Annotated in this window: 18 protein-coding genes; 10 read left to right on the forward strand and 8 right to left on the reverse strand. The window is 50.5% G+C overall.

Annotated elements, in window-relative coordinates:
- Nucleotides 1-5: 5 nt before the first annotated feature.
- The 3 genes from torC (at nt 6) to C9J01_RS07385 (ending at nt 4,347) form a co-directional block, all read left to right on the forward strand.
- Nucleotides 6-1,190 (forward strand): pentaheme c-type cytochrome TorC, encoded by a 1,185-nt coding sequence (torC, locus tag C9J01_RS07375; RefSeq protein ID WP_107297510.1) that lies wholly within the window; start codon nt 6-8, stop codon nt 1,188-1,190.
- Between the two features lie 23 nt (nt 1,191-1,213).
- Complete coding sequence (torA, locus tag C9J01_RS07380) at nt 1,214-3,703, forward strand: trimethylamine-N-oxide reductase TorA (protein ID WP_107297511.1); 2,490 nt, start codon at nt 1,214-1,216, stop codon at nt 3,701-3,703.
- 203 nt (nt 3,704-3,906) lie between these two features.
- Nucleotides 3,907-4,347: a group II truncated hemoglobin gene (locus C9J01_RS07385; RefSeq protein ID WP_107297512.1), complete on the forward strand. Its 441-nt coding sequence runs from the start codon at nt 3,907-3,909 to the stop codon at nt 4,345-4,347.
- A 37-nt stretch (nt 4,348-4,384) separates the two neighbouring features.
- Here C9J01_RS07385 and C9J01_RS07390 read toward each other — a convergent pair whose 3' ends face one another.
- From C9J01_RS07390 to C9J01_RS07405, 4 genes are read right to left on the reverse strand one after another with little or no spacing between them, the layout of a single operon-like run.
- Nucleotides 4,385-5,290 (reverse strand): LysR family transcriptional regulator, encoded by a 906-nt coding sequence (locus C9J01_RS07390; protein ID WP_107297513.1) that lies wholly within the window; start codon nt 5,288-5,290, stop codon nt 4,385-4,387.
- Nucleotides 5,291-5,312: 22 nt separating this feature from the next.
- The gene (locus C9J01_RS07395) at nt 5,313-6,068 is read right to left on the reverse strand and encodes a LutC/YkgG family protein (RefSeq protein WP_107297514.1); all 756 of its coding nucleotides are present in this window, start codon (nt 6,066-6,068) and stop codon (nt 5,313-5,315) included.
- Between the two features lie 2 nt (nt 6,069-6,070).
- Nucleotides 6,071-7,495, reverse strand: a complete 1,425-nt coding sequence (locus C9J01_RS07400; protein WP_107297515.1) for a LutB/LldF family L-lactate oxidation iron-sulfur protein — start codon at nt 7,493-7,495, stop codon at nt 6,071-6,073.
- A 13-nt stretch (nt 7,496-7,508) separates the two neighbouring features.
- Nucleotides 7,509-8,228: a (Fe-S)-binding protein gene (locus C9J01_RS07405; RefSeq protein WP_107297516.1), complete on the reverse strand. Its 720-nt coding sequence runs from the start codon at nt 8,226-8,228 to the stop codon at nt 7,509-7,511.
- A 624-nt stretch (nt 8,229-8,852) separates the two neighbouring features.
- On the opposite strand from C9J01_RS07405, the gene C9J01_RS07410 reads away from it, so the two are divergent.
- Nucleotides 8,853-9,641, forward strand: a complete 789-nt coding sequence (locus C9J01_RS07410; protein WP_107297517.1) for a TSUP family transporter — start codon at nt 8,853-8,855, stop codon at nt 9,639-9,641.
- 94 nt (nt 9,642-9,735) lie between these two features.
- Here C9J01_RS07410 and cuyB read toward each other — a convergent pair whose 3' ends face one another.
- Complete coding sequence (gene cuyB, locus C9J01_RS07415; protein ID WP_107297518.1) at nt 9,736-10,446, reverse strand: cysteate racemase; 711 nt, start codon at nt 10,444-10,446, stop codon at nt 9,736-9,738.
- A gap of 204 nt (nt 10,447-10,650) precedes the next feature.
- Between cuyB and C9J01_RS07420 the strand changes: the two genes are divergently transcribed.
- Nucleotides 10,651-11,541 (forward strand): LysR substrate-binding domain-containing protein, encoded by an 891-nt coding sequence (locus C9J01_RS07420; RefSeq protein WP_107297519.1) that lies wholly within the window; start codon nt 10,651-10,653, stop codon nt 11,539-11,541.
- Between the two features lie 84 nt (nt 11,542-11,625).
- On the opposite strand, the gene C9J01_RS07425 is transcribed toward C9J01_RS07420, so the two are convergent.
- Nucleotides 11,626-12,927 (reverse strand): anaerobic C4-dicarboxylate transporter, encoded by a 1,302-nt coding sequence (locus C9J01_RS07425; protein ID WP_107297520.1) that lies wholly within the window; start codon nt 12,925-12,927, stop codon nt 11,626-11,628.
- 375 nt (nt 12,928-13,302) lie between these two features.
- Here C9J01_RS07425 and C9J01_RS07430 point away from each other — a divergent pair, with 375 nt between their 5' ends.
- A complete protein-coding gene (locus C9J01_RS07430) occupies nt 13,303-14,073 on the forward strand; it encodes a TSUP family transporter (RefSeq protein WP_107297521.1) in 771 nt (256 codons plus the stop codon).
- Here the strand turns inward: C9J01_RS07430 and C9J01_RS07435 are convergent.
- Together C9J01_RS07435 and C9J01_RS07440 are read right to left on the reverse strand one after the other, a co-directional pair.
- Nucleotides 14,033-14,878, reverse strand: coding sequence for a LysR family transcriptional regulator (locus C9J01_RS07435; RefSeq protein WP_107297522.1), 846 nt, complete (start codon nt 14,876-14,878; stop codon nt 14,033-14,035). The genes C9J01_RS07430 and C9J01_RS07435 overlap by 41 nt on opposite strands.
- A 27-nt stretch (nt 14,879-14,905) precedes the next feature.
- Nucleotides 14,906-15,391, reverse strand: coding sequence for a MarR family winged helix-turn-helix transcriptional regulator (locus tag C9J01_RS07440; RefSeq protein ID WP_107297523.1), 486 nt, complete (start codon nt 15,389-15,391; stop codon nt 14,906-14,908).
- 265 nt (nt 15,392-15,656) lie between these two features.
- Here C9J01_RS07440 and C9J01_RS07445 point away from each other — a divergent pair, with 265 nt between their 5' ends.
- From C9J01_RS07445 to C9J01_RS07460, 4 genes are all read left to right on the forward strand, one after another.
- Nucleotides 15,657-16,886: an imelysin family protein gene (locus C9J01_RS07445; protein WP_419686621.1), complete on the forward strand. Its 1,230-nt coding sequence runs from the start codon at nt 15,657-15,659 to the stop codon at nt 16,884-16,886.
- An 81-nt stretch (nt 16,887-16,967) separates the two neighbouring features.
- Nucleotides 16,968-18,398, forward strand: a complete 1,431-nt coding sequence (locus tag C9J01_RS07450; protein ID WP_237156901.1) for a di-heme oxidoreductase family protein — start codon at nt 16,968-16,970, stop codon at nt 18,396-18,398.
- A gap of 43 nt (nt 18,399-18,441) precedes the next feature.
- Nucleotides 18,442-19,449 carry an imelysin family protein gene (locus tag C9J01_RS07455; protein ID WP_107297525.1) on the forward strand — a complete coding sequence of 336 codons (1,008 nt, stop codon included), beginning with the start codon at nt 18,442-18,444 and terminating at the stop codon, nt 19,447-19,449.
- Nucleotides 19,430-20,599, forward strand: coding sequence for a DUF1513 domain-containing protein (locus C9J01_RS07460; protein WP_170114888.1), 1,170 nt, complete (start codon nt 19,430-19,432; stop codon nt 20,597-20,599). The genes C9J01_RS07455 and C9J01_RS07460 overlap by 20 nt, the downstream gene beginning before the upstream one ends.
- Nucleotides 20,600-20,780: the final 181 nt, after the last annotated feature.

Here is a 20,780-nt window from a genome sequence, read left to right on the forward strand (position 1 = left end):
ACACTATGATGAATGCTTTGAAAAAACTGTGGGCGACATTTTGGCGTCCAGCAGTACATATCAGTTTGGGCGTACTGACGCTTGGCGGGTTCATTGCCGGGGTCATTTTTTGGGGGGGCTTCAATACTGCCCTTGAGATGACCAATACTGAGAAGTTCTGTATTGGTTGCCACGAGATGCGTGACAACGTTTACGAAGAGCTTCAAGGGACCGTGCATTGGTCGAATCATTCCGGTGTCAGGGCAACCTGCCCAGATTGCCATGTGCCCCACAATTGGACCGATAAGATCGCCCGGAAAATGCAAGCTAGTAAAGAGGTATACGGTGCAATTTTCGGAACGATCAACACCCGGGAAAAATTTTTGGAAAAACGTCTAGAGCTTGCTAACCACGAGTGGGAGCGTTTTGCTGCCAATGGTTCGTTGGAGTGTAAAAACTGCCACAACTACGACAGCATGAAATGGGATGAAATGTCAGATCTCGCCCGCACCCAAATGCAGCAAGCCGCAGAACGTGATCAGAGCTGTATGGATTGCCACAAAGGGATAGCCCATGAACTGCCTGGCAACATGGAACTCTCCGGCGGTATGGTACAGCAGCTCGTTCAGAAGGCGGGTAATACCTCTTTCAAAGAAGGCGAGAACTATTTTAGTGTCCGTTATCTCCCTATGTTTGAGGATGAAGCCCTGACTATTGATGGTGGCCAGCTCAATCCAGCATCAGAAGTTAAAGTGGTTCAAGTCAAAGACAATGCGGTGCAGGTTGAAATTGCTGGTTGGCGCAAAACCAAAGGTTTTGGCCGGGTGATCAACGAAGACTTCGGCCTCAATATCCCTACCGCAGCGCTGAGTAAGGATGCGGCTTTGAGTGACACCTTGGTGGAGAAATTTGAAGAGAAAGAAGATGAATTAACAGGTTTGGGCTGGCAACGGGTGACAGTGAAACTGTGGATGCCGAAAGAGTCTTTACTTGATGATGTAGAGGAAATCTGGGCTGAGGCAAGACCTGCCTATAACAACAACTGTAGTACTTGTCATACACAGCCTGCAGAAAATCACTTCGATGCGAATACATGGCCGGGTATGTTCAACGGTATGTTGGCGTTCGTCAACCTTGACCGTGATAGTGAAGCCTTAGTGCTGAAATACCTACAAAAACATTCATCAGATTTCTCTGATGGCGGCCATTAAAAGAAGCGAAGCGAGGTAAGAACATGTCTCTGAGTCGACGTCAATTTTTGTCAGGGCTGGTAACCACAAGCGCAGTTGGCGTTATTGGCCCAAGCTTACTCACCTCGGTAGCCCGTGCTGCTGAAGAGGTGTCGTCACCGTATTCGGCAGACGGCATTTGGAAAACCACCGGCTCCCATTGGGGGGCCTTCCGTGCCAAAATTTATAACGGTAAGGTCGTCGAGATAAAACCGCTGGAGCGGGATAAATACCCGACAGATATGATCAATGGAATCAAGGGGATTATCTATAACCCTTCCCGTGTCCGCTATCCAATGATCCGGCTGGATTGGCTCAAGAAGCACAAATACAGCGGTGACACCCGGGGTAACAACCGCTTTGTCCGGGTAACATGGGACGAAGCACTGGATATCTTCTACAACGAGTTGGAGCGGATCCAGAAAGATTACGGCCCATGGGCACTGCATGCCGGGATGACTGGTTGGCGTCAAACCGGCCAGTTCCACAGTTGTGGTAACCACATGCAAAGGGCTGTGGGGATGCATGGTAACTTCATGACCAAGGTGGGGGATTACTCGACTGGTGCAGGTCAAACCATCATGCCTTATGTGCTGGGCTCGACCGAAGTTTACGCCCAGGGGACGTCTTGGCCTGATATTCTGGAAAACAGTAAAACCGTGATCCTGTGGGCTAATGACCCTGTCAAGAATACTCAGGTAGGCTGGCAGTGTGAGACCCATGACTCTTACATGTACTATGAACAGCTCAAGGATAAGGTTGCCAAAGGCGAGATCAAAGTGATCTCGGTCGATCCGGTTAAATCAAAAAGCCAGAACTACTTGGGCTGTGATCAGTTGTACGTGAACCCTCAGACTGACGTACCTTTCATGTTGGCGATCGCCCATACCTTGTACAAGGAGGAGCTCTACGACAAAGCATTTATCGAAACCTATGCCTTGGGCTTTGATGAGTTCATTCCTTATGTGCTGGGTGAAACCAAAGACAACGTCGAGAAAACCCCTGAGTGGGCAGAACCTATCTGTGGTGTGAAGGCTGATGAGATCCGTGAATTCGCACGGTTATTGGCAAAAGACCGTACCCAGATAATCTTTGGCTGGGCGGTACAGCGTCAGCAACATGGTGAGCAGCCATACTGGATGGGGGCGGTTATTGCGACCATGCTGGGCCAGATTGGCTTGCCAGGTGGCGGTATCTCTTATTCCCACCATTACAGTGGGGTGGGGATCCCACCAACAGGGGCTGCAGGACCGGGCGGGTTCCCGCGCAATGTTGATGAGGGTAAGAAACCGAAGTGGGATAATAACGACTTCAAAGGCTACAGCCGGACTATCCCGGTTGCCCGTTGGATTGATGCTATCCTCGAGCCGGGTAAGGAAATTAATTACAACGGTTCAAAAGTGGTGTTACCGGATACCAAGATGCTGGTGGTCAGTGGCTGTAACCCATGGCACCACCACCAAGACCGTAACCGGATGAAAACGGCTTTCCAGAAACTGCAAACTGTGGTGACGATTGATTTTGCCTGGACAGCGACCTGCCGTTTCTCCGATATTGTGCTGCCTGCTTGTACCCAATTTGAGCGAAACGATATCGACTTGTATGGGGCTTATTCGGGTACCGGTGTACTAGCGATGCATAAGTTGGTGGATCCGCTTTACCAGTCACGCACCGACTTTGAGATCTTTACCGACTTCTGTCGCCGTTTTGGCCGCAACAAGGAATATACCCGTGGTATGGATGAAATGGAGTGGGTACGCTCGCTCTATGACGAATGCCGTGAGGCGAATAAAGCCAACTTTGAAATGCCGGAATTTGATGAGTTCTGGGAAGTAGGTGAGGCAGGCTGGGTCGACTTTGGTGAAGGTAAAAACTTTGTCCGTCATGCCGATTTCCGCGAAGACCCTGAGATCAACCCGCTCGGTACACCGTCAGGGTTTATTGAAATCTACAGTCGTAAGATAGCCAGTTATAACTACGAGCACTGTCAAGGCCACCCGATGTGGTTTGAAAAAGCCGAGCGTTCGCACGGTGGGCCGGGCTCAGACAAGTATCCGCTTTGGTTGCAATCTTGCCACCCTGACAAGCGTTTACACTCGCAGATGTGTGAATCGGATGAATACCGGGCCACCTATGCGGTTCAAGATCGTGAGCCGGTGTATATCAGCCCTGAAGATGCCAAAGCCCGTGGTATCAATGATGGTGATCTGGTCAGGGTATTTAACGACCGTGGCCAGTTATTGGCAGGGGCAGTGGTCTCCGATGATTACCCACCGGGTGTAATACGTATTCACGAGGGGGCATGGTATGGACCGCTTAGCGAGAAGTTGGGGGCGATTGATACCTATGGCGATCCTAACACCCTTACTATGGATGTCGGCTCGTCAGAATTAGCCCAGGCAACCAGTGCCAACACCGTAGTGGCAGATATCGAGAAATTCAAAGGTGAGGTACCGCCGGTAACCGCATTTGGTGGTCCGATCATTGAAACTTAAAGTTCTATCCCGCTCTAACCCGCCGCCTATGGCGGGTTAGTTTTACCTTTTTCCAGTCACTGCGAAGTCAGTTCCTGTCTTTTCCCGCTTTATCATCACAATGTACTTTGACACTGGTTTCTGAGATGTAACACAGCGCCGGACTGCAGATTTCCCGTATAATTGATAAATCTGAAAGTGTTAGCAGACAGTTGTAGTTGAACATGAAGCCATACAGACCCAATGATTACACAGTACAAGAGAGAACCGCGCCGGATTACACGGTAGCAGGAGTTGCCTTTGAAGCCGCTGGTGGTGAGGAGGGCGTCCGGGCTTTGGTCGAATCATTCTACCGCCACATGGATACCTTACCGCAGGCGAAGAAAGTGCGCGAGATGCACGATGACGACCTCAGCGAGTCTATTGAGAAGTTGACCACCTTTCTTGTTGGTTGGCTTGGCGGTCCAGCCCGCTACGAAGAGAAGTTCGGCATGATGAACCTACCCGGTGCCCATCGTCATCTTGCTATTGGGGTAGCAGAGAAAGAAGTGTGGTTGCACTGTATGCAAAAAGCGTTGGATGAGCAGGGCTATGACGAACTGTTTAAGCGCCATGTGATGGTCCAGTTGTCGTTCCCTGCCGAAATGTGCCGTAATAGAACCTAGATTCTAGATCCTGAAACCTAGAGTCAAGAACTAAGATCTAGAACCGTTCTTTCATTGCCATGTAGTGTTCACGAATGTGTTCAATCAGGGCTTGGATACGTTTGGGCGGTTGCTTGGTATAAGGGTAGACCGCATAGATCCCCACCACTTTGCCGGCATGTTCCGGCAACAACTCGACCAAATCCCCATTTTGTAGATCGTCATAGACCAAACAGGTCGGCAGGTAGGCGACACCGTTGCCGGCCAGTGCCGCCTTGCGAAGGCCTGCCGCATTGTCGCTGGAGAAGTTACCATTCACTTTCATGGTGTAGGTATCGTCGGTATTACGCAGGAATAGCCAGTCAAACGGCCCCGTACTTTGCTGGGTATAACCGAGGCAGTTATGGTGTTTGAGTGCCTTTGGTGACTCGGGGACGCCGAATTGCTCTAGGTAGCCTGGCGTTGCACAAATCACCCACCTTGAATTGAAAATATGGCGGGCGATCAGGCTGGAATCCTCAAGGTAGCCAGTCCTAATCACCAAGTCATAGTTTTGTGCGACCAAGTCGACAAACTGGTTGTCCATCGACATATCAATGGTTAGGCCGGGATGGTTTTGGCAAAAGTCAGACAGGGCTTTTGACAATAATAACTCGCCGGAGATGGTCGGTACGGAAACACGGATATGTCCCGACAGGGCTTCACTGTACCCGGTTACCGAGTCAAAGGCAGATTGCGCAACCTGACGAACTTCCTTGGCCCGCTGATATAAGATTGAACCCGGTTCGGTCAATGTCAGCCTGCGGGTGGTCCGGTACATCAACTGTACCCCTAACTCTTGCTCAAGTTTGCTGATCCGCTTGCTCACCACGGATTTGGTGATGTTGTTGAGCTCAGCAACCTTGCTGAAAGAGCCGTGCTCGATAACTTGGGCAAAAAGCACCAGATCATCAATCTGCGCCATGAATACCTACTTTTACTGTCTGTTATAGGTCATCAATAATGACATAGGTGGCATAGACTGGGCCATGAACGCCGACCACTTTGATCAGTTCGATATCTGCCGTCGAACTTGGTCCTGATATAAAGTTAACGCAGGACGGTAGCCGCTCCCCTTGCTGGGCTTTCTTGTGCAACTCGGCAGTGGCTTGGGTCAGGCGGGCAACCAATGCACTTTTGGGTACCACAAACACAGAAGCCTCAGGCAGCAAACTGATAGCTCGCCCTTGTGCCGGTTGGCTATACAGCACCATAGTGCCGGATTCAGCCAGCGCCTGCTCGGCATAGACGATACCGACCTTGGCCCGCTCAGCAATCTCGATATTCGGTCCGTAGCCAAGTTGGGTATTCCACACATGGACAACATGCTCTTCAGTATCTAGCTGCTCGGGGTCAAACAATTCGAGCAGGCGCGGATCGGCCGATACCAGCGTTTCGCTTGGCGCTGTTGATGGGTTATTCGTAGGGCTGGCAGCCGTTTCATCTAAACAGTAACCTGCACAAACTTGACGCAGAGTTTCCGTTAGCCCGGCCTGTGTGGTGACTAACGCATGTGCTCCCAGCGCCTTATGGGTGTAATCAATCAGGATTTGCTTGAGCTCATCGCGGCTTTTCCCGGCCATCACGTCGTGATGGCAGGTATAGCGGAGTGCTGGACGTTCAACAGGCGTTGTTTGCCGTGGTCGCCCCAGCTTGGCAGCGATGTTATCGAGAAATCGGTCGCGGTTGATGATATCGCTCATGTTCAAGACTCCGGGGTAGATTGTCTGTTTTTAAACCAGCTACGGAAGGATTGGCCATCTGGCTGGGGAAGATCTCTTGCTTCCGTCCATTCACCGATCGCACCGACCTGCAGGGGTAACTTACCGTTTCTTATCAGACCACTTGCTAGGGTAGCACCGACTTTCACGGTCTTATCCCATAGGATTGGCTTGGCATTGATGATATTGAATGCGGCTACACTCATCCGCTCAGAGAGCGGGGTCATGCCTTGTTCTGCCATTTTCTGCCGGTGCTTGAGCAATAGGTCCGACAGTGGAATTTTAACCGGGCAGACATCATGGCAAGCCTTGCAGAGGCTGCAGGCGTAAGGCAGCTCTTTGAAGTCCTCATAGCCACCGAGTAATGGCGACAATACCGCGCCTATTGGGCCTGAATAGATTGAACCGTATGACTGGCCACCAATATGGCGGTAGGCCGGGCAGGTGTTGACACAGGCGGCACAACGCACGCAGCGCAGGATATCTTTGAACTCCGATCCCAAAATATCAGAGCGACCATTATCAACGATGACTAAATGAAACTCTTCCGGCCCATCAAGTTGCCCCTCTTCCCTCGGGCCAGTCAGGGCGGTGACATAACCGGTCAATGGCAGTCCGACCGCACTGCGGCATAGCAGGCTGATCACTATATCCAACTCTTCGAAGGTCGGGACGATCCGCTCCATACCCATTACCGCAATATGGGTCTTTGGCAAGCTGGTGGCGAGGCGGGCATTCCCCTCGTTGGTCACCAGTGTCACTGTCCCCGATTCGGCTACCGCAAAGTTACACCCGGTTATGCCGATGTCAGCTTCGAGGAAGTCGTGCCGGATATAGTCTCGTACATAGCGGGTGAGGGCTTCTGGCTCCTCACTGCCTTGATAACCAATTTTGTCGCGGAAGATATCGCGGATTTGGTAGCGGTTTTTGTGCAGTGCCGGCACCACGATATGTGACGGGGCGTCGTAGTCATCCACTTGCAAGATATATTCGCCAAGGTCGGTTTCGACCACATCACAGCCATTGCGCTCAATCATCGCATTGAGGCTGATTTCCTCGGTCACCATGGATTTGGATTTGACCACTTTCTTGGCATTCTTTTCCTTGATGATGGATTCGATATAAGCGGTGGCCTCTTCGGCGGTTTGGGCAAAGAACACCTTGCCACCATTACGGCTGACACTTTCGCTCAGTTGGTGGAGGTAGTAATCCAGATGTTCGAGAACATGGTTGCGGATGTCCATACCCATCTCACGCCATTGCTCCCAGTTCCCCAGCTTATCGGCAGCAACCTGACGGTTGGTGAACATCCGGGTTTGCGCATTAGCGACTGATTCACGCATAAAGGTATCTTGCATCTGTACTTCGATACGCTGTTTGAAATGGGTGCTGCTGGTTTTCATCGACATTGTGCTTCCTCCCTCAGCGACTCATCAACACATCAACGATGTGCATGACTTTGATGGGCTTGCCTTCACGGCTGATACGGCCCCCGATATTCATCAGGCAGCTGATATCTGCGCCGATCAGGTAATCAGGTTCGACGGCACTGATATGGCTGACTTTCTCTTTGACCATCTCGCCGGAGATTTCAGACATCTTGACAGAGAAGGTGCCCCCGAAGCCGCAGCAGGTTTCCTGGTGGTTAATAGGAAGCAGGGTCAGCCCTTCTACTTGCTCAAGCAATTTGATGGGTTCTTCACGCACATTGAGCTTGCGGATCAGGCTGCACGAAGGGTGGTATACCGCGCGGCCGTCGAGTTTGGCGCCAAGCTGGGTCACGTCCAATTGGTTGACGATAAACTGGGTGAGTTCGAAAAAGCGGTCTGCAACTTGTTGCGCCCTTAAAGCCCATTCGGGCTCATCAGCTAAATACTCCGGGTAGCGCTTGATAGAGGCGACACAGGATCCGGCTGGAGAAACAATCGGATATTCATTGGCCTCAAAAGCTGTGATGAGGTTTTTCATGCCTTTTTTGCTGTCATTGATGTAGCCGGAGTTGAGTGAAGGTTGGCCACAACAGCCTTGCTGTTCTGGGAAAAGGACCTCACAGCCGAGCTGTTCCAGCAGTAACACACTTTTTTTGGCGACTTCCGCTTTGACGGTATCGCACAGGCAGGTGGCGAATAGATTGACCTTCATACTGGCTCCAGTGCTTGGGGTGAAGTGGCTAGCACGCTAACGCTTCACTCTTTGTAATTTTGTTTACAGGGTGTAACGAAATGTTGTTATAGGAAGAATATTGTAGGGAATCGGGGCCTTTGCGCTACGCTTTTTTGTGGCCATTAATGCGTAAATCAATATGAATTAGATCGAGGAAGTGAAACGGATGTTATTGCCTTAAAAGTTTTAACTTACATAAAACATGTACTTATGTATTTTGCTGTCAAGCTGATGAAAAATAATTAATCAACTTTTGGAAACAATGATTTTGTATCCCTGCACTAATACTGTGGTTAAATTTGCCCCGGCTTAGGCCTTTATCAACGAAGGGCTGAATCCTCTACCGCCGCACCAGTTAATCCATGTTCGTAAAATAACGACAAAATGGTTTATTCCTTTGTTGAAATGAAATTAATTTTCTATATAACTCTTCACTCGGGTCATTGGGGTAATGAGTCGACCTATTAAAAACAGGAATAGGTCGTTATCCGTATTTTCATTTTTCTTTTTATCGGCAATCCGTATTCTATCGTGCCTTTGGAGTGGGTGTGCTCCTAAGGCATTTGCCTGTTGCTGTGTTTTATTTTGTGTGTTGGAAGTTGTATGGAATTTTCTTGGGAAATTATCGGGGCTTTGTTTTTGGTTGCTAGCCTCGCCGGATTTATTGATGCCCTTGCCGGTGGAGGTGGGATGCTGACTGTGCCCGCTTTGTTAGCCGCGGGTCTTCCTCCCGCACAAGCATTGGCGACTAATAAACTACAAAGCTCATTTGGCAGTTTCTCCGCCTCGCTGTATTTTGTCCGCAATGGGTTGGTTAAGCTCAGTGAGATGCGCTTGGCGATTTTGTGTACCTTCATCGGATCTGCTGCGGGCGCGTTGCTTGTCCAGTATATGGACGCCGGCACGCTGACTAAAGTCATTCCGGCCCTGCTGGTGGTGATAGCACTCTATTTTCTGTTTGCCCCTGACGCCGGCGAAGGTGGTGGTAAACCCAAGCTAAGCCAAGCTGGATTTGCATTAACCGTTGGTACTGGGATTGGGTTTTATGACGGCTTTTTTGGTCCCGGTACGGGCTCGTTATTTGCCGTCTGCTTTGTGGTTATCGCTCAGTTGGGTATTGTCGAAGCAACGGCAAAAACCAAAGTCCTCAACTTTACTTCAAACTTTGCGGCCTTGTTGTTTTTTGTTGCTGCCGGCTTGCCGGTTTGGGAGATTGGCCTGGTCATGGCTCTTGGCGGTTTTATCGGGGCAAGATTGGGAGCGAAAGTAGTGGTGACCAAAGGGCGGAAGTTAATCCGCCCACTGGTTGTGACAGTATCCATGGTCATGGCGGTGAAGTTACTGGCTGAAGAACACCCCCAGTGGCTGGATACGATTGTTTCATTTGTCTAACTCTGATTACTTTGGTTGGCATTATGCCGGTCGTATAGCCAACAGACGTCTTTGTTCAAAGTTCAAGCTATTTTGCTTGTTCGCGCTGAGCGCGTTAAGCCACGAGCTCGGCAGAGTCAGCCATTGCCCAGTCAATGCAGGCTTTTGCCAAGATATTGAGTGAATCTAAGCATTGCTCTGGCTGATTAAACACGGTTTCAGCAAGGGCTACGGGGATTTCTGTGCAGCCTAGGATAACGGCGTCTGCGCCTTGTTCGAGCAGGGAATCAAATACCGGTTTCATTAAGCGGTGACCCTGTTCGACATCTCCTGCTTTAACGGCATAGATGCCATCCATCACGGCCTGTTGCTGGTCTTGCTCCGGGGCAACGGCAGCAATTTGTTTTTGGGCCAGTTTGGTCTCGTACATCCTCGTCGTCATCGTTGCTGTAGTGGCCATGATGCCCACTTTTGTGTAGCCACGCAGTTTAGCTTCATCCACCACACTATCGAGAATACTGATCATGTGTACCCGGCAGGTATTGCTCAGCCTCGGGTACCAATAATGGGCGGTATTGCATGGCATAACGATACATTCAGCCCCAGCCTGTTCGAGTTGCTCCATCCCTTGTTTCAGGGCTGGATAGGGATCATCGCCGTTGCTGATCAGGAAAGCGGTACGGTCAGGGATCTGCGGGTTATTACTAACCAGCATAGGAATATGTTGTTGGTCGCTGCAGGCTGGCGTCTGCGCGATGATTTTTTGCATGAACTCGACAGTGGCGAGTGGCCCCATTCCGCCCAATATACCTAATTTCCTGCTCATCTTATTGTTCCTACAGTATTTTCCACTGAGTTCACTATAGGTGAGTGAGGTGGTGGTGAGAAATGCCGTTGCTGAGCCAGTTATGCAGAATCGGTATGGGGAGATGATGGATTTGTGATCTGGCTGGCTTGAAATAACTCTGTATGTGCACTGGGGTTCGCTATACTGCCGCTGCTTGGTTAGGGAAAAACGTGTTGTACCGATATGAATATAGAAAGTAAGTGGTTAGAAGACTTTTTGGTGCTAGCTGAAGTGAGGAACTTCTCCCTAGCCGCAGAAAAACGTAATGTTACCCAGCCTGCATTCAGTCGCCGAATCAAGGCATTGGAGCAGACTGTCGGGGCGGAGTTGATTGATAGAAGCAAGACCCCAGTCGCATTGACCCCTAGTGGCAGGTTGTTCCGTATTACGGCGCGTACCTTGATCAACCAAATGATGGATGGAATAGGTCAGTTATCTGATCTTTCCAAGCTGGGCGGAAACAATGTCCGGGTGGCTGCAGCCCATTCGTTGGCGACCAGTTTGGTGCCGTCGATTCAAACAGAACTGATGGCAGGTAAGCATAAGCCGATATTGAGTGTCGAGGCGATCGATGTCGATGAAGCGATTGAAGAACTTCAAGAAGGTGGCTGTGATATTCTGCTTGCCTTCGATGATGAACTGTTGCGTCTACCACCTTACCAGTCATTGCAAGTAGGGCAGGCTGAGTTGTTGCCTGTCTGTGCCTGTGATGAAGCGGGCAAACCGCTTTATAGTATTACCGCAGAGACTGAAGTCCCTTGGCTAGCTTATAGCCCGAGCTCCTACATGGGGCGGCAGGTTGAAGTGGTCCGGGAGCAAGTGAATTTACAACCGGTGTTTTCATCTTCCATGACAGACTTGCTCAAGACGTTAGCGTTGCAGGGACTGGGCGTCGCCTGGTTGCCGGATTACGCCATTAAGCAGGATTTGGCAAATGGTAAGGTGGCAATACTGGGCGATGAGTCACTGCGCCTTCCTATCACCTATTATGCATACCGTTATCAGGCTCGCTTGCATCCTGCAGGCGAACAGGTGTGGCAGGCTTTGCGCCTCCATGCCCAAAAGCAGATTTAATTTCAGGCTATGAAAATGATAAAAGCGAAGCGCCAACTGGCGCTTCGCTTTTATTTGGGTGACCGGTTGTAACCCAGCTTGCCATTACACAATCATAGGTGCCAACAGGAAGCCGCATACCGTCGAGACCGCCACACCAATCAAGCCTGGCATCAAGAATGGGTGGTCGAAGATATTCTTGCCCATACGGGTTGAACCTGTTGAATCAAACTCAATAGCTGCTAATGATGTTGGGTAGGTCGGAAGGACAAACACACCGGTAACCGCGACGAATGAAGCTAGGATCGCCCAGTGTGGCACCTGCAAGCTCAGCGCCAATGGGATGATCAGAGGCGTTGTCGCTCCTTGCGAAAGTAATAGGGTGCAAGTGCCAAACAGTACCAGTGACAGTAGCATTGGGTAGGATTGCAACAAGGAGCCAGCAAACTCTTTAATTTCAGGTAGGTAGGCGTTCACCATGGTTGAGCCCATCGTCACAATACCTAGGATAACCGCCACTGAGCTCATGCCTGAACGGAAAGTCGTGGTGCGAATGATCTTCTCCGGATCAACTTTACACATAGGAACCATCAAGCAAGCAACCGCGAACATTGAAACAATAATGATATCGCGGGTCGACATCATGCTGCCGTCGGCAAAATGTGGGCGCAGTACAGGGAAAGCGGCATAGATAACAATGGCAATGGTCGCAAGAAGGAATAGCATAACAGAGTATTTGGCTTTCGGTTCAAGGGTGAGGCTTTGTTGTTGTTTCTGCTCCTGAGCCTGCTGTAGGCGGGTGAGGTAAACGGGATCATCTTTAAGCTCACAACCTTGGCGTGACGCAATGAAGGCACCGACCATCGCCGCGATGAATGATGCTGGCAGGCAGACAGCCATGATTTCCAGGAAGCTCACACCGATAGGCTCCATGATGGAAATCATTGCAGCCATCGCGGCAGAAATAGGGGAGCCGGAAATTGCGACTTGTGAAGCCACCACAGCCCCTGCCAGCGGCCGTGAAGGGCGTACGCCGATCTCTTTGGCGACTTCAGAAATCACGGGCAAGGTTGAAAATACCGTGTAACCGGTTCCTGCCATAATGGTCATCAGCCAAGTGATCATTGGTGCTAGGAAGCAGATGTATTTTGGGTTGCGGCGCATTAGGTTGCCGGCATGGTGGACCAGCCAATCCATACCGCCTGCAGCCTGCATGGTCGAGGCCGCAGTCACTACCGCCATGATGATCAGGATGACGTTGACGGCAGGGGCACTTGGCTCAAGGCCAAAGCCGAGGGTGAGAATTGCCAACCCCAATCCCCCTGCTAGCCCAACGCCGAGCCCGCCCATTTTGAGTCCCCAGTATATGCAGCCGAGTACGACCATCAGTTCTAATACTACTAACATTGTTTTCCTGTCCGTTTGAAATGATAAAACCTTGAATTATTTATGGGTATAGTGCGCAAACGAAAAACAGCTGTTAAATGCCGAATATTGCTTTTCAATACCGAATCGGCATAGGCGGAGCCGAGAAACTGGGACGGGGTTAACAGACGGCAATAGATTTCAGTAAATTTGGTCAAAATAGCAACGCGATGAGGTCGTTAACCAGGCAGAAGTTATTATGTTTTTTAACATTATGCATTGGACTTTTTGTGACCTTTGTTTGACCAATTCCAAACTGGAATGGGTTGTGGTCCATCGTTTCGCTGTTCGAGAGTGGGCACAAGTGCTATTTTTCAGCCCCAGAACTCAAGCACTTAACTAAAGAGAAATGTCTAAATGGAGTTGTCATTAGAAGTATTGGGGCTACTGTTTTTAGTAGCTGGACTGGCGGGTTTTATCGATGCGATTGCTGGGGGAGGCGGTTTGCTGACCGTGCCTGCCCTGCTTGCCGCAGGCGTACCACCAACCCAAGCGTTGGCGACGAATAAACTACAGGGTTCATTTGGGAGTTTCTCAGCCTCGCTGTATTTTGTCCGTAATGGTTTGGTGAGTTTGGGTGAAATGCGCAATGCGATCATCTTTACCTTCATCGGTGCAGCCACCGGTGCCGAACTTGTCCAGCGTATTGATGCTGGTGTGCTTACGCAGTTGATCCCCATTTTATTGGTTTGTATTTCGCTGTATTTCCTGTTTGCCCCTCAGGTCGGGCAGGGTGGCGGCCAACCAAAGCTATCTGAGAACCTTTTTGCGCTTTCCGTTGGCACCAGCATTGGCTTCTACGACGGTTTCTTCGGCCCGGGGGCCGGTGCCTTGTATACCATCTGCTTTGTTGCGATTGCCCAATTCGGATTGGTGGAGGCCACGGCACGAACCAAGATTTTGAATTTCACTTCTAACTTTGCCGCCTTACTGTTTTTTATCTTTGCAGGTCTACCGGTATGGGAGATTGGGATCATCATGGCTGTTGGTGGGTTCATCGGTGCGCGGATGGGGGCTAAAGTCGTGATCTCAAAAGGACGAAAACTGATCCGGCCTATGGTGGTGATCACATCAATGGGTATGGCAATCAAATTGCTAGTTGAACAGAATCCGCAATGGTTTCAATAAGCTTACGTGTCCGGGGGGCTTGGAGGCTACTTTGGCGATAGCAAAGCTGCACCGGGCGCGTTAGTTCATCAAGAAATGGAAAATGATGGCAGTGGTGAGGGGCAATTTTGAGTGTATTGACGATAGAAATTGGCACCAGCGCCGCAGCGACACCACTTAATGCCAACTGTGCAGCAGCCGTATAAGAGTCCATTTCCATGTAAGGGGCAATGGCCGCTTTCTGCAAAGAACTAACCTGGTTGGCGTTGGCTGGGTTTTTCAAGTCATTGACTAGCAACTGGCTCGGTTGTTGGTCAAGCGTTTCCCTGCTAACGACCGAAAACGGTTCGTCGAACAAATGGCTAACCGCCAACCCATGTTGAGGAGGTAGGTGGCCAGCGCAGAACCCGACAGCGGCATCGCCTGATTGCACTTTCTCAACAATGATGGGGGTATGGTGGGTGCTGATGGCAAGGTAAGGATCGTGCTGAATATAATCGCCCATTACTGGTGCCAGATAGCCTGCAACCAGAGTTTCTGAGCAGGCTAAATGGATCACGGTGCGATCATTGACATCGAGCTGATCAAATATCTGACCTTTCAGGGCCTTGAACCCCGGCTCGACCGCAGCAATGAGTTGTATTGCGTCGGCAGTCAACTTGATACGACGCCCATCGGGCTCAATCAGCTTCTTGCCAATCCGCTGCTCCAGTTTGGCAATGCGTTTGCTGACCGCACTCTGGCTGAGGTAAAGCCGGCTGCCTGCTTTGCTCATGGTACCTTCTTGGGCCAGTACCAATAGGGTTTCAATGCCTTCGAGTAGCAATCACAATCCCTCTTGAATCGGTGCCGATTAGCGATCGGTTTCTTGCTTGGTAATGCTTCCGACTTCTAGCATCGCGGCTACATCAAGGTGCTCGGCATTCATCATCGAAGAAATGCGCTGTACGGATGATAGCAGTAGCGATTGTTCCCATTCTTCCAAACGCTGGAAGCGGGCAACAAAGTCCTCTTGAAGAGGAGGCGGTGCTTTTGCCAATAATTCTTTACCTTCATCAGTGAGATAGGCGTGGACTTTGCGCTTGTCCAGTTTGCTACGCTCACGGATCACCAAACTACGCTTTTCCAAACGATCAAGGATCGTGGTCGCGGTCGCCTGGCTCATATTGGTGTTATTGGAAAGCTGACGGATAGTCACTTCGCCGGAATCGCGTATTGCGCGCATCAATACCAGCTGCGGGCCTGTCAAACCAGCCAGTTTATTCAATTTGCGCGAATGCAGATCGATGGCCCGGATGATTTGTCGCAGGGCAATCAAGACTTCTTCGTGCTTGTCCATATTACTCTCCTAAATAGTGCTCGGCGAAATTACAACAAACGGGCCAAAGTTGGAAGCCTTACTTTTCATAATGTTGTCTCGATCTGATTTGTCATTGCACACAGAAGCAATCTAATGCTTAGGAAGGGTGTTTACATTTCCTTACAATCTTAGTTATCATTATTGAAATAAAAATAATTCTCACTTTCGTTATCGTTAGTGGTTATAAAACAACTTTCACATGGATGAAATAATAATGAAGACTCAATTCCCTCGTAATTTGATTATGGCTGCATTTTTGGTAGCGCCGGCGATGGCCAGCGCTGCTACTGTTTCTAAAGAGCAGGTAGTCTCCCACTATGCCGATCTTGCCCACAGTGTATTCAGTGACTCGCTGACCACGGCGCAAGGCCTGGATAAGGCTATTGATGCCTTTATCGCATCTCCATCACAAGAGACTCTCGACAAAGCCCGTGCTGCGTGGAAGGCGTCCCGCGTTCCTTACCAGCAATCAGAAGTTTTCCGCTTTGGTAATGCGGTAGTTGATGACTGGGAGGGTCAACTTAATGCATGGCCGCTGGATGAAGGCTTGATCGACTATGTTGCTGATGACTACCAGTATGAACTGGGCAATGAAGGTGCCAAGGCGAATATTGTTGCCAACAAGTCAGTACAGGTAGGTAACCAGCAGGTTGATACGTCCAAAATCACACCGGAGCTATTGGCTGACTTGAATGAAATCGGCGGATCTGAAGCAAATGTAGCCACAGGTTACCATGCGATTGAATTTTTGCTGTGGGGGCAAGACCTGAACGGTACGGATGCTGGGGCTGGTCAGCGACAGTATACAGATTTCGCCTACGGTGAAGACTGTACCAATGGCAACTGTGAGCGCCGCCGTGACTATCTGAAAGCGGCATCTGTATTGCTACAGAATGATTTGAACTGGATGACCCAGCAGTGGTCTCCGGAAGTTAAAGATAACTACCGAGCTGAACTATTAGCTGGTTCAGCGGATAACGGCCTACGCAAAATGCTATTTGGAATGGGGTCACTGTCTTTGGGTGAACTGGCCGGTGAGCGGATGAAAGTAGCACTGGAAGCGAACTCGACGGAAGACGAGCATGATTGTTTCTCTGACAACACCCATAACTCTCATTATTACAACGAGCAGGGTATATACAACGTCTACACCGGCACCTACATGCGAGTGAATGGTACTTTGGTCTCTGGCCCAAGCATTCATGACCTCGTTGCGGATAAAGACAAGGAAGCGGCTAAAGTAATCCAAGCGGATTTCGACCGTGCTCGCAGTCAGGTTTACACCTTGGTTGAGTCTGCTGAAAAGCAAGATCAAGCTTTTGACCAATTGATTGCCGCTGGTAACAAAGAAGGTAATGCTTTGGTGAATAAGTCGATCATGGCATTGGTCCAGCAGACAGCCAGCATTGAGCAAGCTGCTTCCATCATTGGCATCAGCAACCTGAGCCCAGATACGGCTGATCACCAGTTTTAATTCTGGCCAATCCCTTCCTATGACTAAGGGCTCGGTCGAGCCCTTTCGTGATCATAATAATTACAGCTCGAGCGATGAATAATGAAGTTGCCTTTCACGTCTAAAGCAGCCGGATTGCTGCTATTAACATTGATTTCTGTCTCTTCAGCCCAAGCCAAAGACAGTCCATTTTCGGCAGAAGATATCCAGGCTATGAAGTCGGGTGGCGAGACGACCGTCAGAAAAAATGGTGCCAATGCCTTTTCCTTGCCGGCAGCTAACCTGCCGTTGAGCAAGCGTCTTGATTTTAGCGTTGGTAACAGCTTCTTTCGCAATCCATGGGTTCAGGCACCGGCTACCACAGATGCCCGTGATGGACTGGGCCCTCTATTTAATACCAATGGTTGCCAGAACTGCCATATCAAAGATGGCCGAGGCCACCCGCCACAGCAAGGGGACAGCAACGCCGTATCTATGCTGGTCCGTTTAAGTATCCCGGCGCAAACCGCAGAGCAGAAGCAAGCCATCATCAAAAACGGGGTGATCCCCGATCCCATTTATGGCGGACAATTACAAGACTTCTCACTCTCTGGCGCTAAGCCAGAAGGCCAAATTCATCTGACATACCAAGATGTACCGGTAACCATGGGGGATGGCGAAGTGATCACGCTGCGCAAGCCGCAATTGACCATCTCTGACTTGAACTATGGCCCGATGCACCCAGAGGTCATGATGTCTGCACGTGTAGCGCCACCCATGATTGGCTTGGGGTTGCTGGAGTTGATCCCGGAACAAACATTGGAACAGATTGCCAAGGAGCAGCAGGCCGGGGAGCAAGGGATCTCTGGCAAGTTAAACCGGGTGTGGGATGTGGAAGCGCAGGAATTTGCCGTTGGGCGCTTTGGCTGGAAAGCCGGACAGCCTAGTTTGATGCAGCAAAATGCCGCAGCTTTTAATGGCGATCTTGGGCTGACCAGTGAGTTGTTCCCGGTCGAGAACTGTTCTGACATGCAGTTGGTCTGTGAGCAACTGCCTAATGGTGGTGAGCCCGAGGTGAGTCGTAATGTACTGACTTTTGTTGAGTTTTATTCGCGCCACCTGGCTGTTCCCGCGCGGCGCAATGTTAACGATCCGCAAGTTGTTAAAGGTGAGGCATTGTTTGCCGAAGTGGGTTGCCAAAGCTGCCATGTTACCCAAATAAAAACAGCCAAAAGCACTGAAACTCCCGCTTTGTCTGAGCAGTTGATCAACCCTTATACCGATCTTTTACTTCATGACCTGGGTGAGGGGTTGGCGGATCACCGTGGTGAATATCTTGCCAATGGTCGGGAGTGGCGAACTGCTCCGCTATGGGGGCTGGGGTATACCGAGGAAGTTAACGGCCATACCAACCTGCTTCATGACGGCCGGGCACGCAATGTGATGGAAGCGATCCTATGGCATGGCGGCGAAGCGCAAATGAGCCGCGATAAGGTTGTCGCCCTTGCAAAAACAGACCGAGAGGCACTGGTCGCCTTTCTCCATTCGCTCTGAGAGCTAAGTCGATCGAAATAAGCTTGATAGGAGCAAGGTATCAATGAAAGAACGTGTGATTGTCGTGTCGATGTTGTCGGCAGTTGTTTTGGCTGGCTGCAATAGCGATGCCGTTGAGACGAGTAAGGTCATTCATCAGCAACACCTGAGCGCTGCAAACCAGTTTTATTCGGCATCGAGTGAATTGAATAACGCAATGGCCACACTCTGTGTGCAAGGGGATGACAAAAAACTAGAAACGGCTCAACAGGCGTGGACAAAGACCATGCAAAGCTGGATGTCGTTCCAAGGGCGCGAAAAGGGCAGCGAGGATGCGCTGGCACTTAGCTGGCAAATTCAGTTTTGGCCGGACAAGAAAAATACTACTGGGCGTAAGTTGAGCCAGTTATTGAAACAGGATACAGCATGGAGCGCCGAGGATCTTGCGAGCCAGAGTGTTGCGGTACAGGGGCTCGGAGCTGCCGAATGGTTCTTGTATGAACAACCACAGGCACTAAGCTCGCCTGAGGGGTGCCAGTTGGCGATGGCCGTAACAGGCTATATCAACCAGAGTGGTAAGGCCTTGGTGGGTGCTTGGCAAAATAACCCATGGCAAGCGATGACGCCTGAGCTAGCACTTGGTGAGTACCTCGGAGCGCTGAATAACCAGCTGGATTACAGCATTAAAAAAATGCAGCGACCAATGGGTAAACCGGGTCACCCTAAGCCGTATCAGGCTGAGTCCTGGCGCTCTGGCACCTCGATGGTCAACCTCAAGGCTAGCGTAGTGGCCATGCAGGGGCTGTATTTGGCTGAAGGGCATGGGCTGGATCAGTTGCTTCGCGATAAAGGGTATGCCGCGACAGCCGATCGCCTGACCGAGCAGTTTGCCAACCTAGTGACAAGTTGGCCAACAGAGCCGTCGATGACAGCCATGCTGAAAAGTCGGGAGGGATATCGCCAATTGATATCGATTTTTAATGGGTTGGAATATATAAAGTGGACGCTGCAGGATGAAGTCGCGCCGGAGCTAGGGATTGTTGTGGGGTTCAATGCAACCGATGGTGACTGATCAAACTCGGCGTCGGCTGTTGCTGGGCGCTTTGGGCAGCGTTGCGCTGCGCCCTCTGGCTGCCGTTATGGCTGGTGGTTCATTGACAACAGGTGCCCTCACCGGCTGTAGCCATGTTCAACCAGGTGCTTTGGACAATAAGGTGGGTTCATCGCAGGCAACGATTATCGGCTGTAGCCGTCAGTCAGATGGCCGTTTCGGTGTTGTGGTGGCAGATAACAATGGGCTACCGCTTTATCAATTGCCCCTGCCAGGCCGTGGCCATGGGGTAGCGTTGCAGCCAAACGGCAACTTGGCTGCAGCGTTTAGCCGCCGGCCGGGTAGCTATTTACAAGTCTTTGACTATCTAACCGGTCAGGCTTGGCCTATCTACACGGCACCTTCCAACCGGTATTTTTATGGCCATGGGGTGTTTTCAACCGATGGCAAACTGCTGTACACCACAGAAGGTGTTCGCCAAACCAGTGAGGGGATCATCGGTGTCTACGAGCTAGGGAATGCAGGAAGTAGCAAGCTGCAGAAAGTCGCAGAGTTCAGCGGGTTCGGGATCGGGCCCCATGAAGTTGTTCTGGCGGATGACCAAACGCTAGCGGTGGGTGTCGGAGGCGTGCACACTCGAGGACGAACACCGTTGAACCTAGATTCGATGCAACCTGCATTGGTCTATCTTGACCGGGTAACGGGAGAAATCGTCGATAAAGCCGTATTGGCTGACAAGCAACTCAGTATCCGCCACCTCAGTGTGACGGATACCGGGGAGATAGCCTGCGGACAACAGTATCGGGGATTGCCGGAAGATGCTGCGCCTTTGGTGGCGTTGCACCGACGTGGAGAGGGTGAGGTTCTCAAACCGTTACTGGCTGAAGAAGAGCAGTGGCTTAGGTTCAACCATTACATTGCTAGTATTGCTAGCTTGGATGGTTACCTGCTGGCGACATCGCCCCGGGGCAATTGTTACGGGATATGGCAGGAAGCTAGCCGTGAGCTGGTCGAACTAAGGCCTTTGGTGGATGCCTCGGGAGTCGGTGTCAAGGATGGAAAGTGGTTGGTAGGCTCGGGAGCCGGAAAAGTCCTATCAATTAGTCCACCAAGGCAGGTTGCGTCGGTTCAAAGCCCGGTGATGTGGGATAACCATTGGAATATTCTGTAAAATTTTTGAGGAAGCGTTCAAGCACCAAAATGGTGCTGGTAGATTGTTGTCCCAACAATAACAAAATATGTCAAAAATCCTGACAGGTGTCAGGATTTGAAACATTACCAACTGGCAATGGCGGCTAAATTTAGTCCGTTATACATCAAACTTGCCATAATTATGATAACGGCAATGAGGA

This window comes from Photobacterium rosenbergii, from assembly GCF_003026455.1.
In the GTDB taxonomy this organism is placed as follows: Bacteria; Pseudomonadota; Gammaproteobacteria; order Enterobacterales; family Vibrionaceae; genus Photobacterium; species Photobacterium rosenbergii.

Excerpts from the sequence above, each read along its gene's own strand:
- torC (WP_107297510.1), top strand. The coding sequence starts at position 6 with ATGATGAATGCTTTGAAAAAACTGTGGGCGACATTTTGGCGTCCAGCA.
- torA (WP_107297511.1), top strand. The coding sequence starts at position 1,214 with ATGTCTCTGAGTCGACGTCAATTTTTGTCAGGGCTGGTAACCACAAGC.
- C9J01_RS07385 (WP_107297512.1), top strand. The coding sequence starts at position 3,907 with ATGAAGCCATACAGACCCAATGATTACACAGTACAAGAGAGAACCGCG.
- C9J01_RS07390 (WP_107297513.1), bottom strand. The coding sequence starts at position 5,290 with ATGGCGCAGATTGATGATCTGGTGCTTTTTGCCCAAGTTATCGAGCAC.
- C9J01_RS07395 (WP_107297514.1), bottom strand. The coding sequence starts at position 6,068 with ATGAGCGATATCATCAACCGCGACCGATTTCTCGATAACATCGCTGCC.
- C9J01_RS07400 (WP_107297515.1), bottom strand. The coding sequence starts at position 7,495 with ATGTCGATGAAAACCAGCAGCACCCATTTCAAACAGCGTATCGAAGTA.
- C9J01_RS07405 (WP_107297516.1), bottom strand. The coding sequence starts at position 8,228 with ATGAAGGTCAATCTATTCGCCACCTGCCTGTGCGATACCGTCAAAGCG.
- C9J01_RS07410 (WP_107297517.1), top strand. The coding sequence starts at position 8,853 with ATGGAATTTTCTTGGGAAATTATCGGGGCTTTGTTTTTGGTTGCTAGC.
- cuyB (WP_107297518.1), bottom strand. The coding sequence starts at position 10,446 with ATGAGCAGGAAATTAGGTATATTGGGCGGAATGGGGCCACTCGCCACT.
- C9J01_RS07420 (WP_107297519.1), top strand. The coding sequence starts at position 10,651 with ATGAATATAGAAAGTAAGTGGTTAGAAGACTTTTTGGTGCTAGCTGAA.
- C9J01_RS07425 (WP_107297520.1), bottom strand. The coding sequence starts at position 12,927 with ATGTTAGTAGTATTAGAACTGATGGTCGTACTCGGCTGCATATACTGG.
- C9J01_RS07430 (WP_107297521.1), top strand. The coding sequence starts at position 13,303 with ATGGAGTTGTCATTAGAAGTATTGGGGCTACTGTTTTTAGTAGCTGGA.
- C9J01_RS07440 (WP_107297523.1), bottom strand. The coding sequence starts at position 15,391 with ATGGACAAGCACGAAGAAGTCTTGATTGCCCTGCGACAAATCATCCGG.
- C9J01_RS07445 (WP_419686621.1), top strand. The coding sequence starts at position 15,657 with ATGGCTGCATTTTTGGTAGCGCCGGCGATGGCCAGCGCTGCTACTGTT.
- C9J01_RS07450 (WP_237156901.1), top strand. The coding sequence starts at position 16,968 with ATGAAGTTGCCTTTCACGTCTAAAGCAGCCGGATTGCTGCTATTAACA.
- C9J01_RS07455 (WP_107297525.1), top strand. The coding sequence starts at position 18,442 with ATGAAAGAACGTGTGATTGTCGTGTCGATGTTGTCGGCAGTTGTTTTG.
- C9J01_RS07460 (WP_170114888.1), top strand. The coding sequence starts at position 19,430 with ATGCAACCGATGGTGACTGATCAAACTCGGCGTCGGCTGTTGCTGGGC.